The organism is Streptomyces sp. 63XJN7_1_ISO-PGPR-S23-121 (assembly GCF_056173025.1).
The window spans coordinates 6,572,878-6,595,254 of the sequence record NZ_CM149653.1; the positions used below are offsets into that span (position 1 = coordinate 6,572,878).

At 71.6% G+C, this 22,377-nt stretch carries 15 protein-coding genes and 1 pseudogene; 1 reads left to right on the forward strand and 15 read right to left on the reverse strand.

Annotated elements, in window-relative coordinates; all coding sequences use genetic code 11:
• Nucleotides 1–194 precede the first annotated feature (194 nt).
• The 4 genes from AC0VYN_RS29475 to AC0VYN_RS29490 all read right to left on the reverse strand — a co-directional run bounded on the left by AC0VYN_RS29475 (nt 195) and on the right by AC0VYN_RS29490 (nt 8,467).
• On the reverse strand, nt 195–4,328 hold the full coding sequence (locus AC0VYN_RS29475; RefSeq protein WP_475533398.1) for an Rne/Rng family ribonuclease: 4,134 nt from the start codon (nt 4,326–4,328) through the stop codon (nt 195–197).
• A 273-nt stretch (nt 4,329–4,601) separates the two neighbouring features.
• Complete coding sequence (locus AC0VYN_RS29480) at nt 4,602–5,381, reverse strand: TIGR03936 family radical SAM-associated protein (protein ID WP_475533399.1); 780 nt, start codon at nt 5,379–5,381, stop codon at nt 4,602–4,604.
• 48 nt (nt 5,382–5,429) lie between these two features.
• Nucleotides 5,430–6,488, reverse strand: coding sequence for a hypothetical protein (locus AC0VYN_RS29485; RefSeq protein WP_475533400.1), 1,059 nt, complete (start codon nt 6,486–6,488; stop codon nt 5,430–5,432).
• Nucleotides 6,489–6,529: 41 nt separating this feature from the next.
• Nucleotides 6,530–8,467 carry a trypsin-like serine protease gene (locus AC0VYN_RS29490; protein WP_475533401.1) on the reverse strand — a complete coding sequence of 646 codons (1,938 nt, stop codon included), beginning with the start codon at nt 8,465–8,467 and terminating at the stop codon, nt 6,530–6,532.
• Between the two features lie 378 nt (nt 8,468–8,845).
• On the opposite strand from AC0VYN_RS29490, the pseudogene AC0VYN_RS29495 reads away from it, so the two are divergent.
• Nucleotides 8,846–10,335, forward strand: a pseudogene (locus tag AC0VYN_RS29495) (recombinase family protein).
• A 178-nt stretch (nt 10,336–10,513) separates the two neighbouring features.
• Here AC0VYN_RS29495 and AC0VYN_RS29500 read toward each other — a convergent pair.
• The 11 genes from AC0VYN_RS29500 to AC0VYN_RS29550 all read right to left on the reverse strand — a co-directional run bounded on the left by AC0VYN_RS29500 (nt 10,514) and on the right by AC0VYN_RS29550 (nt 22,373).
• On the reverse strand, nt 10,514–10,804 hold the full coding sequence (locus AC0VYN_RS29500) for a replication initiator (protein ID WP_475533402.1): 291 nt from the start codon (nt 10,802–10,804) through the stop codon (nt 10,514–10,516).
• A gap of 151 nt (nt 10,805–10,955) precedes the next feature.
• Nucleotides 10,956–11,081: a hypothetical protein gene (locus AC0VYN_RS29505; RefSeq protein WP_475533403.1), complete on the reverse strand. Its 126-nt coding sequence runs from the start codon at nt 11,079–11,081 to the stop codon at nt 10,956–10,958.
• A gap of 83 nt (nt 11,082–11,164) precedes the next feature.
• Nucleotides 11,165–13,114: a TIGR03960 family B12-binding radical SAM protein gene (locus AC0VYN_RS29510; RefSeq protein ID WP_475533404.1), complete on the reverse strand. Its 1,950-nt coding sequence runs from the start codon at nt 13,112–13,114 to the stop codon at nt 11,165–11,167.
• Nucleotides 13,115–13,236: 122 nt separating this feature from the next.
• Nucleotides 13,237–14,745 carry a CYTH and CHAD domain-containing protein gene (locus AC0VYN_RS29515; RefSeq protein ID WP_475533405.1) on the reverse strand — a complete coding sequence of 503 codons (1,509 nt, stop codon included), beginning with the start codon at nt 14,743–14,745 and terminating at the stop codon, nt 13,237–13,239.
• A gap of 63 nt (nt 14,746–14,808) precedes the next feature.
• Nucleotides 14,809–16,008, reverse strand: a complete 1,200-nt coding sequence (gene rodA, locus AC0VYN_RS29520; protein ID WP_475533406.1) for a rod shape-determining protein RodA — start codon at nt 16,006–16,008, stop codon at nt 14,809–14,811.
• Nucleotides 16,005–18,254 (reverse strand): penicillin-binding protein 2, encoded by a 2,250-nt coding sequence (gene mrdA / locus AC0VYN_RS29525; RefSeq protein ID WP_475533407.1) that lies wholly within the window; start codon nt 18,252–18,254, stop codon nt 16,005–16,007. Before mrdA ends, rodA begins: the two co-directional genes overlap by 4 nt.
• A 101-nt stretch (nt 18,255–18,355) precedes the next feature.
• Nucleotides 18,356–19,024, reverse strand: a complete 669-nt coding sequence (gene mreD, locus AC0VYN_RS29530; protein ID WP_475533408.1) for a rod shape-determining protein MreD — start codon at nt 19,022–19,024, stop codon at nt 18,356–18,358.
• 13 nt (nt 19,025–19,037) lie between these two features.
• A complete protein-coding gene (gene mreC, locus AC0VYN_RS29535) occupies nt 19,038–19,991 on the reverse strand; it encodes a rod shape-determining protein MreC (protein ID WP_475533409.1) in 954 nt (317 codons plus the stop codon).
• A 198-nt stretch (nt 19,992–20,189) separates the two neighbouring features.
• Entirely contained in the window at nt 20,190–21,209 is a 1,020-nt protein-coding gene (locus tag AC0VYN_RS29540; protein ID WP_030381728.1) for a rod shape-determining protein, read from the reverse strand.
• 317 nt (nt 21,210–21,526) lie between these two features.
• Nucleotides 21,527–21,940 (reverse strand): nucleoside-diphosphate kinase, encoded by a 414-nt coding sequence (ndk, locus tag AC0VYN_RS29545; RefSeq protein WP_189234500.1) that lies wholly within the window; start codon nt 21,938–21,940, stop codon nt 21,527–21,529.
• A gap of 76 nt (nt 21,941–22,016) precedes the next feature.
• Nucleotides 22,017–22,373, reverse strand: coding sequence for a DUF4233 domain-containing protein (locus AC0VYN_RS29550; RefSeq protein ID WP_385469693.1), 357 nt, complete (start codon nt 22,371–22,373; stop codon nt 22,017–22,019).
• Nucleotides 22,374–22,377 lie beyond the last annotated feature (4 nt).

The following is a 22,377-nucleotide window of genomic DNA, read 5'->3' on the forward strand; positions in this document are numbered from 1 at the left end:
ACGCGTCAGTCGACACGCCGACGGTCAAGATTACGGGGACACGCGACAGGGGTCAAACCGGGCCCGGCCACCGGCACGAGGCCCCCGGAGCGGGGCCGGCCGCGACGGTACGCGAGTGGCTCGTCGAGCCCCCGCGCAGGCGTGTGGCCCCGCCCGGGACGGGCGGGGCCACACGTGGTGCGACAGGGACGGGATCAGCCCTCGTCGGTGGCGGCCGTGACCGAGGACGGCGCCGCCTTCTCGGCCGCCGCGGTCTTCTTCGACGCCGTCTTCTTGGCCGTGGTCTTCTTGGCGGTCGCCGTCTTCGCCGCCTTCTTGGCCGTGGTCTTCTTGGCGGTCGTCGTCTTCTTGGCCGCGGTCTTCTTGGTGGCGGCCTTCTTCGCCGTCGCCTTCTTGGCCGTCTTGCGCGCCGCCGCCTTCTTGGCCGGGGCGGCCTCCTCCTCGCCGGACGCGTCCGCGGCCGGGGCATCGGCCGCCTCCGTCTCCCGCTCCGCCGGGGCCGACGGGACGACCACGACGGCCGCCTCCTCGGACGCGGTCGAGGTGGTGGGCTTGCGGACGGCGCGACGGCGCGGACGGGCCGGGGCGGCGCTCTCGGCGGCCGTCGCGGCCTCCGGTGCCTTCTCGGCCGGTGCCTCGGCCGCCTCCGGAGCGGCCTGCGGCGCCTGCTCGGCCTGCGGGGTCTCCGGGACCGTCAGCACGGCCGCCTCGGCACCCGCGGGCGAACCGGCCGGTGCGGACACCTTCCGGGTGGCCCGACGGCGCGTACGGCCCTTGGGCGCCGCGTCCTCGACGGCCGGGGCCGCCTCGGTCACGGCCGGGGCCGGGGCGCCGGACATCGCGTCCTCGACGGCCGCGGGCTCGGCCAGCACCTCGGCGGCCGGCTGCCGCACGACGGGGCGCTCGACCTCTTCCGCGGCCGTGACGTCCTGCGCGGTCGGGGTCTCGGCCGCTGCCGGGGCCTCGGCGCGCACGGTCTCGCCCTTCGCCGCCTTCGGGGCGCCCGCCGGGGCGGAGGCCCGCCGGCTCGCCCGGCGCCGGCCACGACCGCGCGTGGCGGCGGCCTCGGCCTCGGCGGCGCTGCTGTACAGCTCCTCGTCCGGGGTGAACTCGGGCGCGGGCAGGGCGACCGGTTCGGCCACCTCGGCGGCGACCTCGGACTCGGACTCGGTGTCCGCCTCCTGCTCCGCCGTCGGCACCGTCTCGACGCCGGCCACCGCCTCGTGCTCGTGCTCACCGGCGCCCGCACGCGCCCGCTTGCGGCGCTTGCCACCGCCGCCACCGGCGGAGGACGGCTGGTCGAGGTGGACGATGACGCCACGGCCGTTGCAGTGGACGCAGGTCTCCGAGAAGGACTCCAGCAGGCCCTGGCCGACCCGCTTGCGGGTCATCTGGACCAGGCCCAGCGAGGTCACCTCGGCGACCTGGTGCTTGGTCCGGTCCCGGCCCAGGCACTCCAGCAGGCGCCGCAGCACCAGGTCCCGGTTGGACTCGAGCACCATGTCGATGAAGTCGATGACGATGATGCCGCCGAGGTCGCGCAGCCGGAGCTGGCGCACGATCTCCTCGGCCGCCTCCAGGTTGTTCCTGGTGACCGTCTCCTCGAGGTTGCCGCCCTGGCCGGTGAACTTGCCGGTGTTGACGTCGACGACGATCATCGCCTCGGTCCGGTCGATCACCAGCGAACCGCCGCTGGGCAGCCAGACCTTGCGGTCCAGCGCCTTGGCGAGCTGCTCGTCGATCCGGTAGGTGGCGAAGACGTCGACCTCGGAGGTCCACCTGGACAGCCGGTCGGAGAGGTCCGGGGCCACGTGGGACACGTAGCCGTGGATCGTCTGCCAGGCGTCGTCGCCGCTGACGACGACCTTGGAGAAGTCCTCGTTGAAGATGTCCCGCACGACCCGGACGGTCATGTCGGGCTCGCCGTACAGCAGCGTCGGGGCGTTGCCGTTCTTGGCCTTCTTCTGGATTTCCTCCCACTGCGCCTGGAGCCGCTCGACGTCGCGGCGCAGCTCGTCCTCGCTGGCGCCCTCGGCGGCGGTGCGCACGATGACGCCCGCGTCCTCGGGGACGATCCGCTTGAGGATGGTCTTGAGCCGGGACCGCTCGGTGTCGGGCAGCTTGCGGCTGATGCCGGTCATCGAGCCCTCGGGCACGTAGACCAGGTAGCGGCCGGGGAGGGAGACCTGGCTGGTCAGCCGGGCGCCCTTGTGGCCGATCGGGTCCTTGGTGACCTGCACGAGGACGGACTGCCCGGACTTGAGGGCGGACTCGATGCGGCGGGGGCCGTGGCCCATGCCCAGCGCCTCGAAGTTGACCTCACCGGCGTACAGGACGGCGTTGCGGCCCTTGCCGATGTCGATGAAGGCGGCCTCCATCGACGGCAGCACGTTCTGCACCTTGCCGAGATAGACGTTGCCGACGTACGAGGTGGCCTGCTCCTTGTTGACGTAGTGCTCGACGAGCACCCCGTCCTCGAGGACGCCGATCTGGGTGCGCTCGCCGTGCTGGCGGACGACCATGACGCGCTCGACGGCCTCGCGGCGGGCCAGGAACTCGGCCTCGGTGATGATCGGCACGCGCCGGCGGCCCTGCTCGCGGCCCTCGCGGCGGCGCTGCTTCTTGGCCTCCAGGCGGGTGGAGCCCTTGATGGACTGCACCTCGTCGGACGGCTCGGTGCCCTTCTCCCGCGCGGGACGGGGCTCGCGGACCTTGACGACGGTGCGCTCGGGGTCGTCGGCGGACGTCTCGCCGTCCCCGGAGCCGTCCCCGGCGCGGCGGCGACGGCGACGGCGGCGACGGCTGCTGCTGGAGCCGCCGGTCTCGCCGGTGGCGTCCTCGCCCTCCTCGGCGTCCTCCTCCGCCTGCTCGGCGGTGTCCTCGGCGTCCTGGGCGGCCTGCTCGGCGGCGGTGTGCTCGGTGTCGCCGTCGGCGGAGTCCTCGGCGCCCTCGGCCAGGTCGCCCCGGCGGCGGCGACGGCCGCCCCGGCGGCGACGGCGGCGGGAGCCGTACTCCTCGGAGCCCTCGGCGTCGTCACCGTGGTCGTCGCCGGCCTCGTCGGCCTCGGTCTCGGCCTCGGCCTCCGGCTCCTCCTCGTCGGCGGCGGCGCGGGCGGGCGTGCGGTCCTCGGTCGTCTCCTCCGGGCCCTCGGCGCGGCGCCGGCGGCGGCGACGCGAACCGGCGGCCTCCTCCGGGGTCTCCTCGGCCGGCTCGGCCGGGCGGGCCACCTGCTCCGGCTCGGCCCCGGCGGCCCCGGCGGCGGCTTCCGCCGCGGCCCGCTCGGGCGTCTGGAACTGGGGCTCCGCGAACACGGGCGCCTGGAACACGGCGACGGCGGGGCGCGCCGGACGCTTCGGGGCGTCCGCCTCGTCGGACACCGCGGCATCGCGCGCGGGCTCGGCGAAGCCACTGGCGGCCTTGCGGGTGGACCGACGGCGGGCGCGGCGCGGAGCGGCCTCCTCGACGGGGGCGGCGGGCTCGGCCTCCGGTGCGGCGGCCTCGGCGGCGGGGGCGGCCTCGGCCTGCGGCGCGGCGGGCTCGGTCACGGTCTCGGCCGGCTCGGCGGCGGCGGGCTCACCGGCCGGGGCGGACACACGCCGGGTGGCACGCCGACGCGTACGACGCGGAGCCGCGTCCTCGGCAGCCTCTTCGGGCGCGGCAGTGGCCTCGGCGGCGGGGGCGGCCTCGGCCTGCGGCGCGGCGGGCTCGGTCACGGTCTCGGCCGGCTCGGCGGCGGGCTCACCGGCCGGGGCGGACACACGCCGGGTGGCACGCCGACGCGTACGACGCGGAGCCGCGTCCTCGGCGCTCTCGGCAGCCTCCTCGGGAGCGGCGGCGACCGGGGCGGCCTCGACGGTCTCGGCCTGCGGCTGGGCGGCGGGGGCGGCCGGCGAGGTCACCGTGCGCGTGGCGCGCCGCCGGGTACGGCGGGGAGCGGCGTCCTCGGCGGTCTCCGCGCTCGCGACGGGCTCGGGCTCGGCGGGCGTCTCGGCGGCGGGCGCCACGGGAACGACGGTCTCGGCGGCCTCGGCCGACGTCGGGGACCCGGCGGGCGCGGAGGCGCGGCGCACGGCACGGCGTCGCGGACGGCCCGCGGCCACCGGTTCGGCGACGGGCTCGGGCGTGTCGGTCGCCTCGGCGGCGGTCTCCTCCGGCTCCTCGGCCGGGACGGCCGTCTCGGCCTGCACGCCGGAGCCGCCGGCCGGCGGTCCCGCCGGGCGGGACGCGGCCCTGCGCCGACGACGCGGCGGCAGGGTGTCGCTGGGGGTGTTCGGCTCGGAGTCCGTCGAGGACGTCGCGGACTCTGCGGATTCGGTCGGTTCGAGCATGCGGGGGTTTCTCCCGTCAGGCTCCCGGGCGCCGCGCCCGGTCCGGGATCGACCGTGTCGACCGCCGGTGACGTCCGCGGCTCGCGCGATGCGCGGTCGCCGCCGTCCGGGGCGCGGGCGCCGCTCGGGAGCTCTCCGTGTCTTGTATCGCCGGTTCCCTACCCCTTGTCGGGCACGGCCTGGCGAAAGTCTTGTGGTCGGTGCGCTGCCCGACCCAGGTGGCTCCCGAGTTCCAGGGCTGCGCTACGACGCTCGTCCTACGTGGGACCTTCCCTACGCCGGCGCCTTCGCGGCGGCAGCGGCGGCGGCCGATTGCGGCTCGGGCGCTGCTGCCTCGCGGTCGGGCGCGAGCGGGTCGGTCACCGCGCCGGTCTCTTCATCGAACAGCCCCTGCGCCAGCCTGGTCACCGCTGCGGGGACCGGCGGCGCCAGGTCGGCCACGGCGCGAAGACCGGACAGGACGTCGTCGGGTCGTACGGCAGGCGTCACGTGCCGAACAACCAGCCGCAGTATCGCACAGGGCCGGTCGGTCGGCCTATCAGCCGGCGTATCACTGGTGGTGGTCGCGTTCTCGAGGGTCACGACGGCGGAGCGTGCGTCGAAGGTCCGGACGCCGTTCTTGGTCCGGCGCTGGACCTCGACGGTCTCGGCCGAGGTGAAGGCCGCCACGGCGCGCTCGGCGTCGGCGGGCTCCACTCCGTCCAGCCGCAGCTCCCACACGGAGGCCGTCAGCCGGTCGGCGAGCCCGGAGGTCCGGGCCTCGACCGCGTCGGTCACGTCGAGCCCGGCGGGCAGCGACTCGTCCAGGAGCAGCCTCAGCCGCTCCGGGTCGCGCGCCTCGGTGAGCGCGATCTCCAGGTATTCCGCTTCACTGCCCGTGCCGGTGGGTGCGGCATTGGCGTACGACACCTTCGGGTGCGGCGTGAACCCCGCCGAGTACGCCATGGGTACCTCGGCGCGGCGCAGCGCACGCTCGAAGGCGCGCTGGAAGTCACGGTGGCTGGTGAACCGGAGGCGGCCGCGCTTGGTGTAACGCAGTCGGATGCGCTGCACCGCGGGTACGGGCGGCGGGCCTTCGGGCTGTCGCTTGCCCAGTGTCGTTCAGTCCTTCGTGAGAGCGGTCGTACTGCTACCAAGAGTACGTGCACGAGCCGCGGATGGTTCCCGCCGGGCCACCGGCCGCTCCTTCACCGGCTCCCCGAACAGTGCCCGCCGCACGTCGGCCCGGGCCCGCCGGACGGATCCGCGGACATCGGCCAGCGCCTTCCGCACGGCCCGGCCCGCACCGCGCGAGGCCTCGGCGACGGGCCGCCAGACCGCGTCCCGCACGAGGTGCCCGGCCGGTGTCAGGAGGATCCGGTACACCCACCGCGCCGGGTCCCCGACGAGCAGACGGAAGACGGCTGCGAGGAACCGGCCGACGGCGAGCGAGACGTGGCGCGCGATCCGCCAGGCGTGCCCGAGCGCGGCCACGGCCTCCCGTCCGACGACGGCGAGGCACCGGCCGACGGGCGCCAGCACCCACCGCCACAGGGCGAGGGCGGGCAGCACCAGCAGGATCCGCGCGGTCCAGTACAGCGCGGTGCCGGCTCCGGTGGCGACCATGCGCAGGCACCAGGCGATCCCCCTGCCGCACCAGGCGAGCGCGTGCCCGACGGGGGTGAGGACCCACATGTACAGCCAGGTCGCGGGTACGACGAGGAGGTACCGCCCGAGCCGGGCACCGGCGGCGTACAGGACGCGCCCCACCGCGGCGAGCACGGCGCCCACGCCCCCGGCCACCCACAGGACCGCGTGCCCGGCGGGCGTCAGCACCCACCGGTACAGCCACACCGCCGGTACGACGAGGAGGTACCGCCCGAGCCGGGCGAAGCCGCGGGCCGCCGGCACGACGACGTACCTCCACAGGCCGACGGCCGGCCACACGAACAGGGCCCGCCCGAGCAGGGCCAGCGCCCGCCCGAAGGGCCGCAGCACCGTGTCCCGCAGGAAGCGCCCGCCGACGACGAGCACGTCCCACACCAGGCGGACCGGCACGACCAGGAGCAGGACGACGATCCGGAGCGGGATCCGGATCGCCACGGTGAGACACCCTTCGGCGTCCGATCGCCGGGGCGGCTCCTGCGGGCCGCTGCCGGGGGGCCGTTTCTCGAGGTCCATACAGGCAGGGACGCCGAAAGGCCCGGCCCGGATCCCTGCGGTCAGGTCGGTTGGCTGCGCTGCCAACTCCAGCTGAGGGTGCCGGTGCTGTCCCACTTGCGCACCGGAGCACCGAAACCGTTACCCGTGCTCGTCAGCGTCCACAGCGCCGTACGGCCCGCACCGTCACTCTGCTGACCGTTGTCGTACAGCACGGCCACATCGCCGCGGCCGTCACCGTCGAAGTCACCCGATGTCACCTTGGAGCGGCTCCACATCCAGCTGAGGGTGCCGGTGCTGTCCCACTTGCGCACCGGCCCACCGAAACCGGAACCCGTGCTCGTCAGCGTCCACAGCGCCGTACGGCCCGCACCGTCACTCTGCTGACCGCTGTCGTACAGCACACCGACATCGCCGCGGCCGTCACCGTCGAAGTCGCCGGCCACCACCTTGGAGCGGCTCCAGTCCCAGCTGATGCTCCCGGTGCTGTCCCACTTGCGCACCGGAGCACCGAAACCGGTACCTGTGCTCGTCAGCGTCCACAGCGCCGACCGGTTCGCACCGTCACTCTGCCGGCCGCCGTCGTACAGCACACCCACGTCACCGCGGCCGTCACCGTCGAAGTCGCCGGCCACCACCTGGGAACGGCTCCAGTCCCAGCTGATGCTCCCGGTGCTGTCCCACTTGCGCACCGGCCCACCGAAACCGGCACCCGTGCTCGTGAACGTCCACAGTGCCGACCGGTTCGCACCGTCACTCTGCCGGCCGCCGTCGTACAGCACACCCACGTCACCGCGGCCGTCACCGTCGAAGTCACCGGAGACCACCTGGGAACGGCTCCAGTCCCAACTGGGTCCGTTGTCCGCGACGTTGTCCCACACCTTGACCGGCTTGCCGAGGCCGGAGCCCGTGCTCGTGAACGTCCACAAGCTGGTCCGGTTGAAGCCGTCGCTCTGCCGGCCGTTGTCGTACAGCACGCCGACATCACCGCGGCCGTCACCGTTGAAATCGCCGGCCACCACCTTGGAGCGGCTCCAGTCCCAGCTGATGCTCCCAGTGCTGTCCCACTTGCGCACCGGAGCACCGAAACCGGCACCCGTACTGGCGAACGTCCACAGCGCCGACCGGTTCGCACCGTCGCTCTGCTGACCGTTGTCGTACAGCACACCGACATCGCTGCGGCCGTCGCCGTCGAAGTCGGAGGCGGGGGTCTGCACGGCGTGGGCGGTGATCCAGTCGCGCACGTCGTCGACCCGGGCGCCGATGGCGCTGCCGGCGGTCCCCTCCGGGGTGTCGACGCCGAAGCAGCCCACCTGGTTCGACCGGCTGCTGACGGCGACGAGCTCCGGCCGGCCGTCGACGGTACGGACGACCGGGCCGCCGGCGTCGCCCTGGCAGACCGCGGCGCCGCTCTTCCCGCTGAGGCCGAGGTCGCCGCCGTCGACGGAGGACACGGAGAAGGTTCCGGTGTGCGCGACTAGGGGCGCCCACTCGCGCGCCGTACGGCCGTGACCGGCCACGGTGAGGTCCTGGCCGACGGCGGGTTCGGCGCCGGCGACGCCGACGGGGGTCACACCGGTCACGGGCTGCGCGAGACGGGCCAGTACGAGATCGCGGTCGCCGTGGGGAACGAGTTCCACCACGTCACGGGTCTGCCCGCCGCCCACGGTCGCGACGGTCCTCAGCCGGGGCGGTCCGGCCGGGACGGAGAGGCCCGCGGCCGGATCGTCGGCGAAGCAACTGGCGGCCGTGAGCATCCACTCGGGCGAGATCAGGGAGCCCGAACAGCCTCGCTGGTGGTCGCCCACCAGCAGCCGGGCGGTGAAGCCGTAGTCGGCTCCCTCCGTGGGGGTGCCGACGACCGCGTGGACCGGGGCGGCGGTGAGGAGAAGCAGCGGCGCCGCGCCCAGCAGCGCCGCGGCCCTGACCGCGGCGGCGCGCAGGGCGCCGCCGCGTCTTGGACGATTCGGAAGTGAGGCGGTCTCGCGAGGTGACTTCATCGCAGTCGCAGTCCTAGGGATCGGTCCGGCCGGCATGACACACGGCTGCGGTCCGCCGACCGCTCGCCGATGGCCGAAGGACCGCACCCGTGATCATCCAAGAGCGCGCCTCGTGATCCCGCCACAGGCCCAAACAGCGCAAACTGACTGTACGTCACACTTCCACCGTGACGTACGTCACCTCACCTCACCCCGGACGCGGGGCCCTACTTGACCGTCAGCGGCAGCAGCTTCTTGCCGGTCGGGCCGATCTGGATCTCGGTGTCCATCGCGGAGCATATGAAAAACGCTTATAACTGACCGCAAACTGCGCCACGCTGGTCCGACATGAGAAGACGAGGACAGCGGCGGCTCTCGACGGAACGAGTGGCCTACAGCGTGGAAGCCGAGTGGACCGAAGCCGACCTTGTCCTGTTGGAGGAGCTCAAACGGGCTGAGGCCCTACTTCCCCAGGACGCACCCCGGGCACTCTTATCGGTCCGCTTGTCCGTACTGACGGACGACACGACATCGCCGGTACGGCAGGAGCTCGATCTCCGCATCCTGGCAAGGGAGCGCGGGAGTCGAGTCGTCGGCGTCGCTTCGGACCTGAACGTGTCGGCGACGAAGGTTCCGCCGTGGAAGCGGAAGGAGCTCGGGGAGTGGCTGAACAACCGCTCCCCCGAGTTCGACGAGCTCCTGTTCTGGAAACTCGACCGCTTCGTGCGGCGTCTCTCCGATCTCTCGACGATGATCGAGTGGAGCCTGAAGCGTGGGAAGAACCTGGTCTCGAAGAACGACAGCCTCGACCTCACGACCACCGCCGGAAAGATCATGGTCACAATCATCGGTGGCATCGCCGAGATCGAGGCGGCCAACACCTCGACCCGGGTCGCGAGTCTGTGGGACTACGCGAAGTCGCAGGAAGACTGGATCATCGGGAAGCGGCGTCCAAAGCACTGCACTGGGCCCGCCGCATGGCGCTTCGGGGACGCCCCGCCGGGTTCATGGTGCGCTGCTTGAAGCGGTCCGGCCTGATGACCCAAGGGCTCACGGTGGCAACGCTCCACCGACGCCTGCGCAACCCTGCGCTCCTCGGCTACCGGGTGGAAGAGGACAAGAACGGCGGGCAGCGACGATCGAAGCCGCTCCTCAGCAAGGACGACAGGCCGATCAAAGTCGCCCCTCCCCTCTTCACGGAGGAGGAGTTCGAGACCCTCGGCGCCGCCCTCGACAAGCGCAAGAAGAACCAGCCGCCGCGTCGTGTCGGAGGAGCGACACAGTTCCTCGGCGTCCTGCTGTGCGCCGACTGCAGGACGAACACGACCGTGCAGATCACGCACGGGACGTACCAGTACCTGCGGTGCCGCAACTGCAAGAGCGGCGGACTGGGAGCGCCCAACCCCGAGCGGGTCTACGAGCGCCTGGTGCAGGACGTACTCAAGGTCCTCGGAGACTTCCCCGTGCAGGTCCGCCAGTACGCAGAGGGCGCCGAGGCCCGCAAGGAGATCAAGCGCCTTCAAGAGACCATCGCGCTGTACATGAAGGATCTCGAACCCGGGGGCCGGTACACGAAGACGCGGTTCACGAAGAAGCAGGCGGAAGCGACGTTGGACAAGCTCATAAGTGAGCTCGAAGCGATCGACCCCGAGACGGCGAAGAATCGATGGGTCAACGTCCACGGCGGCAAGACGTTCCGTGAGCACTGGCAGGAAGGCGGCATGGAGGCCATGTCCGCGGACCTGTACCGAGTCGGAATCCGCTGCGAGGTGACCCGCACGAAGGTACCGAAGGTCCGAGCCCCGAAGGTGCACCTCCGCCTACTGATCCCGAAGGACGTACGCGAGCGACTCGTCATCCGAGAGGACGACTTCGCACAAGCCTTCTGATCCCAGCCCGCACAGGAACGAAGCCGCCTTCCCTGCATCTGAGGGAGGCGGCTTCGTCGGTTACTCGAACCATGTAGCAGGGTCGACGGTTCTTCCACACCGTCCTCACCCACGATCACTATCTCGCTGTCGATCAGAGGCGTCGCTCCGACGGCCGGGCTGTAGGGAGTGCGGACGGTCACCCGCTGGGCGGACGCGTGCACGGCGCGAATGAGCCGGTCCGAAGTACCCCAGGGCGGGGGATAACGGCGTGCACGTGGACGGCCGCCCGCTTCTGGTACTCGGCGATACGGGCGAAGGACAACCGGGCGTGCCGGGCGAAGCGCGACTGCACGACACCGGCCGAGGAGGGGGGTGACGAAGATACGGGGTCGCGTGCGCACCGTGGACGGGATGTTCTTGCCGCCGATGAGGCCCGTGCGAACGAGGTGGCCCGAGCCGCCGTCGAGGGAGCCAAGGGCAGAGCCACCCCACGTGCAATGGCGAACTACGCCGCAATCGAAGCGGGCGCCGTCACAGATGTCGTGGAAGACGCCCTGGCCACCGGCTATCCCATCTCCCCCGCCCTGCGTACCGGGCCCCAAACTGCCGTCAGGTCGCCGTAGGCCACTGTCCGGCCCTCACACCCACTCGACGTCCGACGAGACGTCGGAAGCGGCACCAGGCGGCGGCAGCGGCGTTCTCAGCGCCTTCTTCGCAGGCTGCCGCCGATTCTTCGGCAAGCCGAGCGCGGTCAGTACCGTCACCGCATCCGACTCTGTGACGTCAGCCACAGCGTCAGCAATGCGGTGAAGTGGCCCGCTCATCCCAGGCACCACGTTCCGGCTGGTCAGCCGGATTTCTTGACTGTCAGCGGCAGCAGCTTCTTGCCCGTCGGGCCCGTTTGTGGCCATGTGTCGAACTGGGGGCACACGCCGCAGTCGAAGCACGGGGTCCAGCGGCAGTCCTCGACCTCGGTCTCGTCGAGGGCGTCCTGCCAGTCCTCCCAGAGCCAGTCCTTGTCGAGGCCCGAGTCGAGGTGGTCCCAGGGCAGGACCTCCTCGTAGGAGCGCTCGCGGGTGGTGTACCAGTCGACGTCCACGCCGAAGGGCTCCAGGGCCTTGCCGGCGCACGCCATCCAGCGGTCGTAGGAGAAGTGCTCGCGCCAGCCGTCGAAGCGGCCGCCGTCGTCGTAGACGGCGCGGATGATCGCGCCGGTGCGACGGTCGCCGCGGGACAGGAGGCCCTCGACGATGCCGGGCTTGCCGTCGTGGTAGCGGAAGCCGATGGAGCGGCCGTACTTCTTGTCGCCGCGGATCTTGTCGCGCAGCTTGGCCAGGCGCTCGTCCGTCTCCTCGGCCGAGAGCTGCGGCGCCCACTGGAAGGGGGTGTGGGGCTTGGGGACGAAGCCGCCGATCGAGACCGTGCAGCGGATGTCGTTGGAGCCGGAGACCTCGCGGCCCTTGGCGATGACGCGGGTGGCCATGTCGGCGATCTGGAGGACGTCGTCGTCGGTCTCGGTCGGCAGGCCGCACATGAAGTACAGCTTCACCTGGCGCCAGCCGTTGCCGTAGGCCGTGGCGACGGTGCGGATCAGGTCCTCCTCCGAGACCATCTTGTTGATGACCTTGCGCATGCGCTCGGATCCGCCCTCGGGGGCGAAGGTGAGGCCGGAACGGCGGCCGTTCCTCGTCAGTTCGTTGGCCAGGTCGACGTTGAAGGCGTCCACGCGGGTCGACGGGAGGGACAGGCCGATCTTGTCCTCCTCGTACCGGTCCGCGAGGCCCTTGGCGACGTCGCCGATCTCCGAGTGGTCCGCGGAGGACAGCGACAGCAGGCCGACCTCCTCGAAGCCGGTCGCCTTCAGGCCCTTCTCGACCATCTCGCCGATGCCGGTGATGGAGCGCTCGCGCACCGGGCGGGTGATCATGCCGGCCTGGCAGAAGCGGCAGCCGCGGGTGCAGCCGCGGAAGATCTCCACGGACATGCGCTCGTGGACCGTCTCGGCCAGCGGGACGAGGGGCTGCTTGGGGTAGGGCCACTCGTCGAGGTCCATCACCGTGTGCTTGGAGACGCGCCACGGCACGCCCGAGCGGTTCGGTACGACGCGGGCGATACGGCCGTCGGGCAGGTACTCGACGTCGTAGAAGCCGGGGACGTACACCCCGCCCGTCTTCGCCAGGCGCAGCAGGACTTCCTCACGGCCGCCGGGGCGGCCCTCGGCCTTCCAGGCCCGGATGACCGCGGTGATCTCCAGGACGGCCTGCTCGCCGTCGCCGATGACGGCGCAGTCGATGAAGTCGGCGATCGGCTCCGGGTTGAACGCGGCGTGTCCGCCGGCCAGGACGATCGGGTCGTCGATGCCGCGGTCCCGGGCCTCCAGCGGGATGCCGGCCAGGTCGAGGGCGGCGAGCATGTTCGTGTAGCCGAGCTCGGTGGAGAAGGAGAGCCCGAACACGTCGAAGGCCTTGACCGGGCGGTGGCTGTCGACGGTGAACTGCGGGACGGAGTGCTCCCGCATCAGCGCCTCGAGGTCCGGCCACACGCTGTAGGTGCGCTCGGCGAGGACGCCCTGCTGTTCGTTCAGTACCTCGTAGAGGATCATGACGCCCTGGTTGGGCAGGCCGACCTCGTACGCGTCCGGGTACATCAGGGCCCAGCGGACGTCACAGCTGTCCCAGGGCTTGACCGTGGAGTTGAGCTCTCCGCCGACGTACTGGATCGGTTTCTGCACGTGCGGGAGCAGAGCTTCGAGCTGCGGAAACACAGACGACACAGACTCGGCGGCTTCGGCAGGCATCTCACGGAACCTTTGTGTGCTGGCAGGGGTGACCATTCAGCGTAACCCGGCCGGACGGGTATCCCGTACGCCGAGAGTGCGTGCATGGCGTCGCCAGGCAGACGGGAGTTCGACGACAGGGCCTAGAGGACCGCCTTGGCGCGGATCTTCCTCAGGCGCGCGGGCAGCCGCTCCTCGTCGGCCGTGGCCCGCAGCTCCTCCCTGCCGTAGAGCAGTCCGTAGGGGAACGTGTCCTCCCCCGCCGCGTGGGCCACGGCGGACAGCTCCGGCAGGGCGCGGCGGGCCATGACGCTGTCCTGGTGGTCGCCGAGGAGCTGGGTGAGCGACTTCATGGACTTGGTCACGGAGCGGGCGGGCCCGCCGAGCGCCGGGGCCGCGGCCTCGGCCGCGTAGCGGGCGCGCTTGGCCTTCTTGCGGGCCTCGTGCAGCGCGACGTCGCGTTCCGGGCCGGGCGGCAGTTCCAGGGCCGCGGTGGCGCGGCGGCGGACCTTGGCCACGTCCTTGCGCAGGGCCGCGGTGAGCACCTTGCGTGGTTTGCGGGCGGCGGCGGGGCGCAGGGGCGGGTCGGCGAGGAGGGTGTCGACGGCGTCGAGGAGCGCGAGGTGGCGGGCGGAGTCGAGGACGGCGACGAGCCGGCCGTGGTCCCGGCGGTGCCGGGCGTCGGCCCAGGCGGCGAGCCGCCGGTGCGCCGGTCCGGTGGGGACGGTGGCCGGCAGTCCGTCGAGGGCGCCGGTCAGCCGTTCGGCCAGGACCTCCTGGTCGCGTTCGGCGCCCAGTTCGGCGGCCAGCCACTTGAGCTCGGCCGCGATCGGGTCGGTGACGGCGCGGTCCAGGACCTCGGGGAAGCTGCGGAAGGTGCCGCGCATCCGGCGGGTGGCCACGCGCATCCGGTGGACCGAGTCGGGGACGTCCCGGCGGACGGCGGGGTCGTGGGCGACGATCGCGTCGCGCTGGGCGCGCAGGTAGGCGAGGACGTGGTCGCCGGCGGTCGCGGGCTCGGCGCGCCCGGCGGTCCGCGGGCGGGTGCCGCCGGTCTCCGCCAGGGCCCGGGCCAGTTTGGACGGTGCCGCCGAGGGCCGGGCGCCGGCCGTGCGCAGCCGTTCCTCGACCCGGTCAAGGAGCGCCGGGTCGCCGCCCTCGGCCAGTTCCACCTCGATCTCGGTCCAGTGGGCGGTGGCGCCCGTCCGGCCGAGCCGTTCGGCGGTGACGGTGTCGCTGCTCGCCTCGGCCAGCACCTCGCCGCGGGCGCCGACCAGTCGCCGTGCGTCGCGGGCGGAGCGCAGCCGGACGACGGGCAGCAGGGCGCTGCCGCGGACGCGCGAGCGGACCAGTGCGGCGAGGGCCTCGGGGACGTCGTCGCCGAGGGGTGCCTGGATCTCTTCGCGCACGCCGGGGGCGACGGGCAGCTTCAGGTGCCAGCCGGCGTCGTGGCCGCCGGTGCGCCGGCGCAGGGTGACGCCGTCGGCGGCGAGGCGTTCGTCGGCGGTGTCGTAGTAGGTGGCGTCGAGGTGGGTGACGCCCGCGTCGACCACGTCGGCGACGCCGGGGACGCCGGTGACGCCGGTGAGGTCGGGCAGCCCGTCGTGGTCCGCCTCGTACTTCCGCTCGATCTCCCGCAGCGTCTTCGTCATGTACATCGTGTAGCCGCCACCGTGGGGCCGGAAACGGCTCGTTCCGTTCCGGCTCCGGGGGCGCTATGCCGACATGGGCCGTTGCACGGTGATCGACTGGAGCAGCCCGACCGCTATCCACACGGCGAACATCGAGGAGCCGCCGTACGAGACGAAGGGCAGGGGCAGGCCGGTGACCGGCATGATCCCCAGGGTCATGCCGATGTTCTCGAAGGCCTGGAAGGCGAACCAGGCGACGATGCCGGCGGCGACGACCGTGCCGTACAGGTCGGGGGTGTCCCGGGCGATCCGGCAGGCGCGCCAGAGCACCACGCCGAGCAGGAGGACGATGAGGCCGGCGCCGAGGAAGCCCAGCTCCTCGCCGGCGACGGTGAAGACGAAGTCGGTCTGCTGTTCCGGCACGAAGCGGCCCGTGGTCTGCGAGCCGTGGAAGAGGCCGGAACCGGTGAGGCCGCCCGAGCCGATGGCGATGCGGGCCTGGTTGGTGTTGTAGCCGACGCCGGCGGGGTCGAGCTCGGGGTTGGCGAAGGCGGCGAACCGGGCGATCTGGTAGTCGTCCAGGATGCCGAGCTGCCACACGGCGAGCGCGCCGAGCGTGCCGGTGCCGAGCAGCCCGAAGACCCAGCGGTTGGAGGCGCCCGAGGCGAGCAGCACGCCCAGCACGATGATGACCATGACCATGACGGACCCGAGGTCGGGCATGAGCATCACGATCAGCATCGGCACGGTGGCCAGGCCGAGGGCCTGGAGGACGGTCCGGTGGTCGGGGTAGGGCCGGTCGCCCGCGTCCACCCGCGCGGCCAGCAGCATCGCCATGCCCAGGATGATCGTGATCTTCACGAACTCGGAGGGCTGGAGGGAGAAGCCGCCCGGGAGCTTGATCCAGGAGTGGGCGCCGTTGATGGTCGAGCCTAGCGGGGTGAGCACCAGCAGGATCAGGAAGAGGGAGGCGCCGTACAGGACCGGCACGACCGTGCGCAGGGCGCGGTGGCCGAGCCAGACGGTGGCGGCCATCAGGGCGAGCCCGATGCCGGTGTTCAGCAGGTGCCGGGTCAGGAAGTAGTACTGGTCGCCCTGGTTGAGCTCGGTGCGGTTGCGGGTGGCGGAGTAGACGAGCAGGGAGCCGAGCAGGGACAGCGCGACGCCCGCCAGCAGTATCGGCCAGTCGAGCCGCCGGGCGAGGGAGTCGCGGGCGAGCAGGCGGGTCCAGCCGGCCCGCTCGGGGCCGTATCCGGAGACCTGGAAGCTGTTGGCTCCGGTCATGGGCGTGTCCTCCGCTTCCGCCTGCGAGTCTGCCGGTTCCCGGTGTCGGGCGGGTTCACGGTCGCCTGCTGGTTCTGGTCCTGCTGTCCGGCGGGGGCGTCGCCGCCCTCCTCGGTGGCCTTCTCGGTGGGCTGGAGGTCCTTCACCGGGTCCTTGGAGACCTTCGGGGAGGTGATGGTGCCGTCCGCCTTGATCTTCGGCAGGCTCGTGGCCGGCTGGGGCAGCAGCGCCTTCCCGCCGTCGATCTTCCCGTCGTCCGAGACGCCGTACAGGGCGTCGTAGATGTTACGGACGGCCGGGCCCGAGGCGCCGGAACCGGTGCCGCCCTGGGAGATCGTCATGACGATCGCGTAGTCCTTGGTGTACGTGGCGAACCACGAGGTGGTCTGCTTGCCGTAGACCTCGGCGGTACCCGTCTTGGCGTGCATCGGGATCTCGTCCTGCGGCCAGCCGCCGAACCGCCAGGCGGCGGTACCGCGGGTGGCGACGCCGGCGAGGGCCTCGTCCATCTTGGCCAGCGTGGCCCTGCTTATGGGCAGCTTGCCGTGCGACGTGGGCCGGATCTCGTCGACCTGCTTGCCGTCGGGGCTGACGACGGCCTTGCCGATGGTCGGGTTCCACAGCGTGCCGCCGTTGGAGATGGCGGCGTAGATGGTGGCCATCTGGATGGGGGTGACGAGGGTGTCGCCCTGGCCGATGGAGTAGTTGATGGAGTCACCGGCGCGCATCTTGTTGCCCTCGAGGCAGTTCTCGTACGAGATCCGCTCGACGTAGGAGCCGTCCTTCTTGCCCGTCTCGCACCAGGCGTCCTTGTTGGCCTCCCAGTAGTCCTGCTTCCACTGGCGGTCGGGGATCCGGCCGGTGACCTCGTTCGGCAGGTCGATGCCGGTCTCCTTGCCGAGGCCGAACTGGTGGGCCGCCTTGTAGAAGTAGTCGTTGGGCTTCTTCGGGTTCATCCCGCCGTCCTTCTTCCACTGCTCGTGCGCGAGCCGGTAGTAGACGGTGTCGCAGGAGAGCTCGAGGGCGCGGCCGATGCTGATCGAGCCGTTGTCGGCGGACTCGAAGTTCTTGAAGACCTGTCCGCCCACGGAGTAGGAGCTGGAGCAGGCGTAGCTGCCGTCGAAGTCGTAGCCGGCCTCGACCGCGGCGGCCGAGGAGACCACCTTGAAGATCGAGCCGGGGGCGGCCTGCCCCTGGGTGGCCCGGTTCAGCAGCGGGTAGTTGGAGTCCTTGCCGGTGAGCTTCCTGTAGTCCTTGGCGGAGATGCCGCCGACCCAGGCGTTCGGGTCGTACGTCGGGTTGGAGGCCATGGCGACGACGCGGCCGGTCTTGGCCTCCATCACCACGACGGCACCGGCGTCGGCCTCGTAGGTGCGGCCGGTGTTGCGGTCCATCTCCTTGCGGGCGGTCTTCATGGCCTCGTTCAGCTCGTACTCGGCGACGCGCTGGACGCGGGAGTCGATGCTGGTGACGAGGTTGGAGCCGGGCACGCCCGAGTCGGACTCGGCCTCGCCGATGACGCGGCCGAGGTTGTCCACCTCGTAGCGGGTGACGCCGGCCTTGCCGCGCAGCGCCTTGTCGTACTGGCGCTCCAGTCCGGAGCGGCCGACCTGGTCCGAGCGCAGGAAGGGCGAGTCGGTGTCCTGGGCCTTCTGGATCTCCTCGTCGGTGACCGGGGAGAGGTACCCGAGGACCTGCGCGGTGTTGGACTTGCCGGGGGCCGTGTAGCGGCGTACGGCCATGGGCTCGGCGGTGATGCCGGGGAAGTCCTCGGCGCGCTCGCGGATCTGCAGGGCCTGCTTGGGGGTGGCCTCGTCGGTGACGGGGATCGGCTGGTAGGGCGAGCCGTTCCAGCAGGGCTGCGGCGTCTTGGCGTCGCACAGCCGGACCTTCTCCATGACCTCCTGGGGCCGCATGCCCAGGACCCCGGCGAGTTTGGTGAGGACCGCCTCGCCGTCGTCCTTCATCTTCAGCAGGTCGGTGCGGGAGGCGGAGACGACGAGCCGGGTCTCGTTGTCGGCGAGCGCCACGCCGCGCGCGTCGAGGATGGAGCCGCGGGTGGCGGGCTGGACGACCTGCTGGACGTGGTTGCCCGAGGCCTCCTTGGCGTACTCGTCGCCCTGGCGGATCTGGAGGTACCAGAGCCGGCCGCCGAGGGTGCCGAGGAGGGAGAGGACGAGGATCTGGATGACGACGAGCCGGGTCTGGACGCGTGTGTTCCGCCCGGTCTCCGGAATGTTAGTCACGGGCGCGGCCCATTCCGTCGAGGTTGGTGGGCGACGGGCGGGAGTCGGTCACTGCCTGCCCCTCGCGAAGTGCGTGCTGTCCGTGGTGTGCTGCCGCGTCGTCACAGCCGCTTGACCCCCTTGATGCGTCCGGCCCGGGCCACCCGGGCCCGGGCCGCCTTCACGCGCAGCCCGCGCTGCTGCCCGATGCGCAGTCCGGTGCCCGAGGAGAGCCAGCCGGAGGAGATGTCGGCGGTCTGGGCGGTGGAGCCCGCGTCGGCCAGCGGATCGTTCTCGGCGCGGCGGGCGAGCGCCATGATGCCGGGCACCACGAAGGGCGCGAGCAGCAGGTCGTAGAGCGCCGCCGTGAACAGCAGGTTGGGCAGGCCCACATGGCGGGCGGCGGTGTCGCCGACGAGGGCGCCGACGCCGGCGTAGAGCAGGGTGGTGCCGACGGCGGCGACGACGACCACGGCCATCGGGCCGGTGGCCGACCTGAGCCGGCCGTTGTCCGGCTTGGCGAGACCGGCGAGGTACCCGATGACGCACAGCACCAGGGCGTAGCGGCCGGCGGCGTGGTCGGCGGGCGGGGCGAGGTCGGCGAGGAGTCCGGCGCCGAAGCCGACGAGGGCGCCGCCGACGTGGCCGTAGACCAGGGCGAGGCCGAGGACGGTGAGCAGCATCAGGTCGGGGACCGCGCCGGGCAGGTGCAGCCGGGCGAGGACGCTGACCTGGATCACCAGGGCGACGACGACCAGGGAGACGGACAGCAGGATCCGGTTGACGCGCATGGGACGAAAGCTCCTACTGTTCGGACTGCTCGGACTGCGCCTGGCCGTCGGGCGCCCCGGCGGACGGCGTCACGGTCACCGTCACGGTGGGCGTGGGCTTCGGCTGGGGCTTGGCCGGGAGCACCGTGTCGCGCGGGTCCTTCGCCGGGGCCTGGACGACGACGCCGACGATGTCGAGCTTGGTGAAGGAGGCGAACGGCGTGACGTAGAGGGTGCGGGTCAGGTCGCCGCCGGAGGGATCGACGCGGGTGACGGTGCCGACCGGGACGCCGGGCACGAAGGGCTTGCCGGCCTGGGAGCCGAAGGTGACGAGGCGGTCGCCCTTCTTGACGTCGGCCTTGCCGTTGAGGAGCTCGACGCGCAGCGGGCGGTCGCCCTGCCCGGAGGCGAAGCCCAGCTCGTCGCCGGCCTCCATGCGGGTGCCGACGGTGAAGTCGGGGTCGTTGGCGAGGAGCACGGTGGCGGTGTGGGGACCGACGGTGGTCACGCGCCCGACCAGGCCGTCGCTGTTGAGGACGGTCATGTCGCGCTTGATGCCGTCGTTGGCCCCGGCGTCGATGGTGATGGTCCAGGAGAAGCCCTGGGCCGCTCCTATGGCGATGACCTGGGCGCCCTTGATGCCGTACTGGCCGGCGCCGGCCAGACCCAGCATCTTGTCGAGCTGCTTGAGGCGGCTGCGGCCGCGTTCGTCGCTGCCGAGCTTCGCCTTGAGGGCCGCGTTCTGCGTCTCCAGTTCGGCGAGCCGGTCGTGCCGGTCGCCGGAGTCGCGGATCGCGGAGACCGCGTTGCCGACCGGGTCGACCGCGGACGACACCCCGTTCTCGATCGGACCGAAGACGGTGGCCGCCGCCTGCCGGGCACCGTCGACCGGTGAGTCCTCCCCACCGCGGATGTCCACCGTGATCAGCGCGAACGCGACGGCGATCAGCAGCACCAGGAGCAGCCGGCTCTCTTTCGTGTCCCTCACGTGCGGCGGCCGTGCCTTCCTCGTCGGAATTCGGGAATTACGTTGCGGTGTTCAGGAATTCGAGGGATCGAAGGCGGACGCCCGTCTCGTCCGGTGCGGGCACTGTGGGCGTCTCATGTCCCTTTGTCTTATGTCTCTATATCAACGATCCGCCGCACGAGAGGAGATCGTCTCGTACGGCGGAACCGAAGTGTTACGTCATCTGCGGGGCTGGGCGTCCAGCACCTGCTGGAGCGCCTCGAACTCCTCGACGCACTTTCCGGAGCCGAGTGCCACGCTGTCCAGCGGGTCCTCGGCGATGTGGATCGGCATGCCGGTCTCCCGGCGCAGCCGCTCGTCGAGACCGCGCAGCAGCGCACCGCCGCCGGTCAGCACGATGCCCCGGTCCATGATGTCGCCGGACAGCTCCGGCGGACACTTGTCGAGGGTCGTCTTGACCGCGTCGACGATCGCGTTGACGGGCTCCTCGATCGCCTTGCGCACCTCGGCGGCCGAGATGACGACGGTCTTGGGCAGTCCGGACACGAGGTCCCGGCCGCGGATTTCGGTGTGCTCGTCGGAGTCGAGGTCGTACGCCGATCCGATCGTGATCTTGATCTGTTCGGCCGTGCGCTCACCCAGCAGAAGGCTGTACTCCTTCTTCACGTGCTGGATGATCGCGTTGTCCAGCTCGTCACCCGCGACGCGGATGGACTGGGCGGTGACGATGCCGCCGAGCGAGATGACCGCGACCTCCGTTGTGCCGCCGCCGATGTCGACCACCATGTTGCCCGTGGCCTCGTGGACCGGCAGGCCGGAGCCGATGGCCGCGGCCATGGGCTCCTCGATGATGTGCACCTGACGGGCGCCGGCCTGGGACGACGCCTCGATGACGGCGCGGCGCTCGACGCCGGTGATGCCCGAGGGCACACAGACGACGACCCGCGGACGAGCCAGATAACGCCGCTTGTGGATCTTCAGGATGAAGTAGCGGAGCATCCGCTCGGTGATCTCGAAGTCGGCGATCACGCCGTCCTTCAGCGGACGCACGGCAACGATGTTGCCGGGCGTGCGCCCGATCATCTTCTTCGCTTCGGCGCCGACCGCCAGGATGCCACCGGTGTTGGTGTTGATCGCGACGACGGACGGCTCGTTGAGTACGATCCCGCGACCCCTGACGTACACCAGCGTGTTGGCGGTCCCGAGGTCGACAGCCATGTCACGGCCGATGAACGACATTGAGTTCCCCATCAGGATTCGACTGGCCTTCCCGGTGGCCTTTGAGGGCTTTTCAGGTCGGCGAGGTGGGCGCAGTGGCGCGTGGAGGCTTCCATCGTAGACGCGCTTTCGCGAACACTGCGCGAGGGTCTTCGCCATTGTCAGCAGATGGCGTATCGCCTCGCTTGTGGAGACGGGCCAACGGTGGCATCCGTTCCCCCGAACAGGCGCGCATATGCCACAGGGCGGTCGCTTTCACGCGACCGCCCCGGTCGGCCCGCGGCCATTCGGCTGACGTACCGTCAGAAAAAAAGTCGTCCGGTGTGTCCGGAGCGGGCTCAGACGCGGCCCGGGAAGAAGATCTTCAGCTCGCGCTCGGCCGACTCCTCGGAGTCGGAGGCGTGGATCAGGTTCTCGCGGACGATGACACCGAAGTCCCCGCGGATGGAACCCGGGGCCGCGGCGATCGGGTCGGTCGGGCCGGCCAGGGCGCGCACGCCCTCGATGACCCGTTCGCCCTCGACGACCAGGGCCACGACCGGGCCGGAGGACATGAACGCGACCAGCGGCTCGTAGAAGGGCTTGCCCTTGTGCTCGCCGTAGTGCTGCTCCAGCGTCTCGGTGTCCAGGGTGCGCAGCTCCAGCGCGGTGATCTGCCAGCCGGCCTTGCGTTCGATACGGCTGATGATCTCGCCGGTCAGGCCACGACGGACGGCGTCGGGCTTGAGGAGGACGAGGGTGCGCTGCGTCACGAGGGCTCCTTGGAATGTACGAGTGTGCGGTTGTAAGCGGTGACGACCGAGGTTACCGGGCGTGTCGCGGCGGCCGTCACGCAGCGTCAGGTGCGGGGGCGTCCGCCTGGGCCGCGAACCTGGCCTTCGCCTCGTCGATCTTGCGCCCGTAGTGCACCGACGCCCACCACAGGGCCGCGAAGACCGCGCCCATGAAGAACATCGTCGGCACGACGAAGCCGGAGGCGATCAGGGCGACCTGCAGGGCCCAGCCGAAGGCGACACCGCCCGGCCGGGTCACCAGCCCGCACAGCACCACGCACAGGAACATCGCGACACCGCTGACCGTCCACACGGTGCCCATGGACAGGTCGGGGTCCTTCATGGCGACCAGTCCGGCGAAGCCGATCAGGAGGAACTCGCCGATCAGGGTCGAAGCACAGAGCGTACGCACGTTT

Coding starts and splice junctions, on each gene's coding strand:
- AC0VYN_RS29475 (WP_475533398.1), bottom strand. CDS start 4,328: ATGCTCGAACCGACCGAATCCGCAGAGTCCGCGACGTCCTCGACGGAC.
- AC0VYN_RS29485 (WP_475533400.1), bottom strand. CDS start 6,488: ATGGACCTCGAGAAACGGCCCCCCGGCAGCGGCCCGCAGGAGCCGCCC.
- AC0VYN_RS29490 (WP_475533401.1), bottom strand. CDS start 8,467: ATGAAGTCACCTCGCGAGACCGCCTCACTTCCGAATCGTCCAAGACGC.
- AC0VYN_RS29510 (WP_475533404.1), bottom strand. CDS start 13,114: ATGCCTGCCGAAGCCGCCGAGTCTGTGTCGTCTGTGTTTCCGCAGCTC.
- AC0VYN_RS29515 (WP_475533405.1), bottom strand. CDS start 14,745: ATGACGAAGACGCTGCGGGAGATCGAGCGGAAGTACGAGGCGGACCAC.
- rodA (WP_475533406.1), bottom strand. CDS start 16,008: ATGACCGGAGCCAACAGCTTCCAGGTCTCCGGATACGGCCCCGAGCGG.
- mreD (WP_475533408.1), bottom strand. CDS start 19,024: ATGCGCGTCAACCGGATCCTGCTGTCCGTCTCCCTGGTCGTCGTCGCC.
- AC0VYN_RS29540 (WP_030381728.1), bottom strand. CDS start 21,209: ATGTCGTTCATCGGCCGTGACATGGCTGTCGACCTCGGGACCGCCAAC.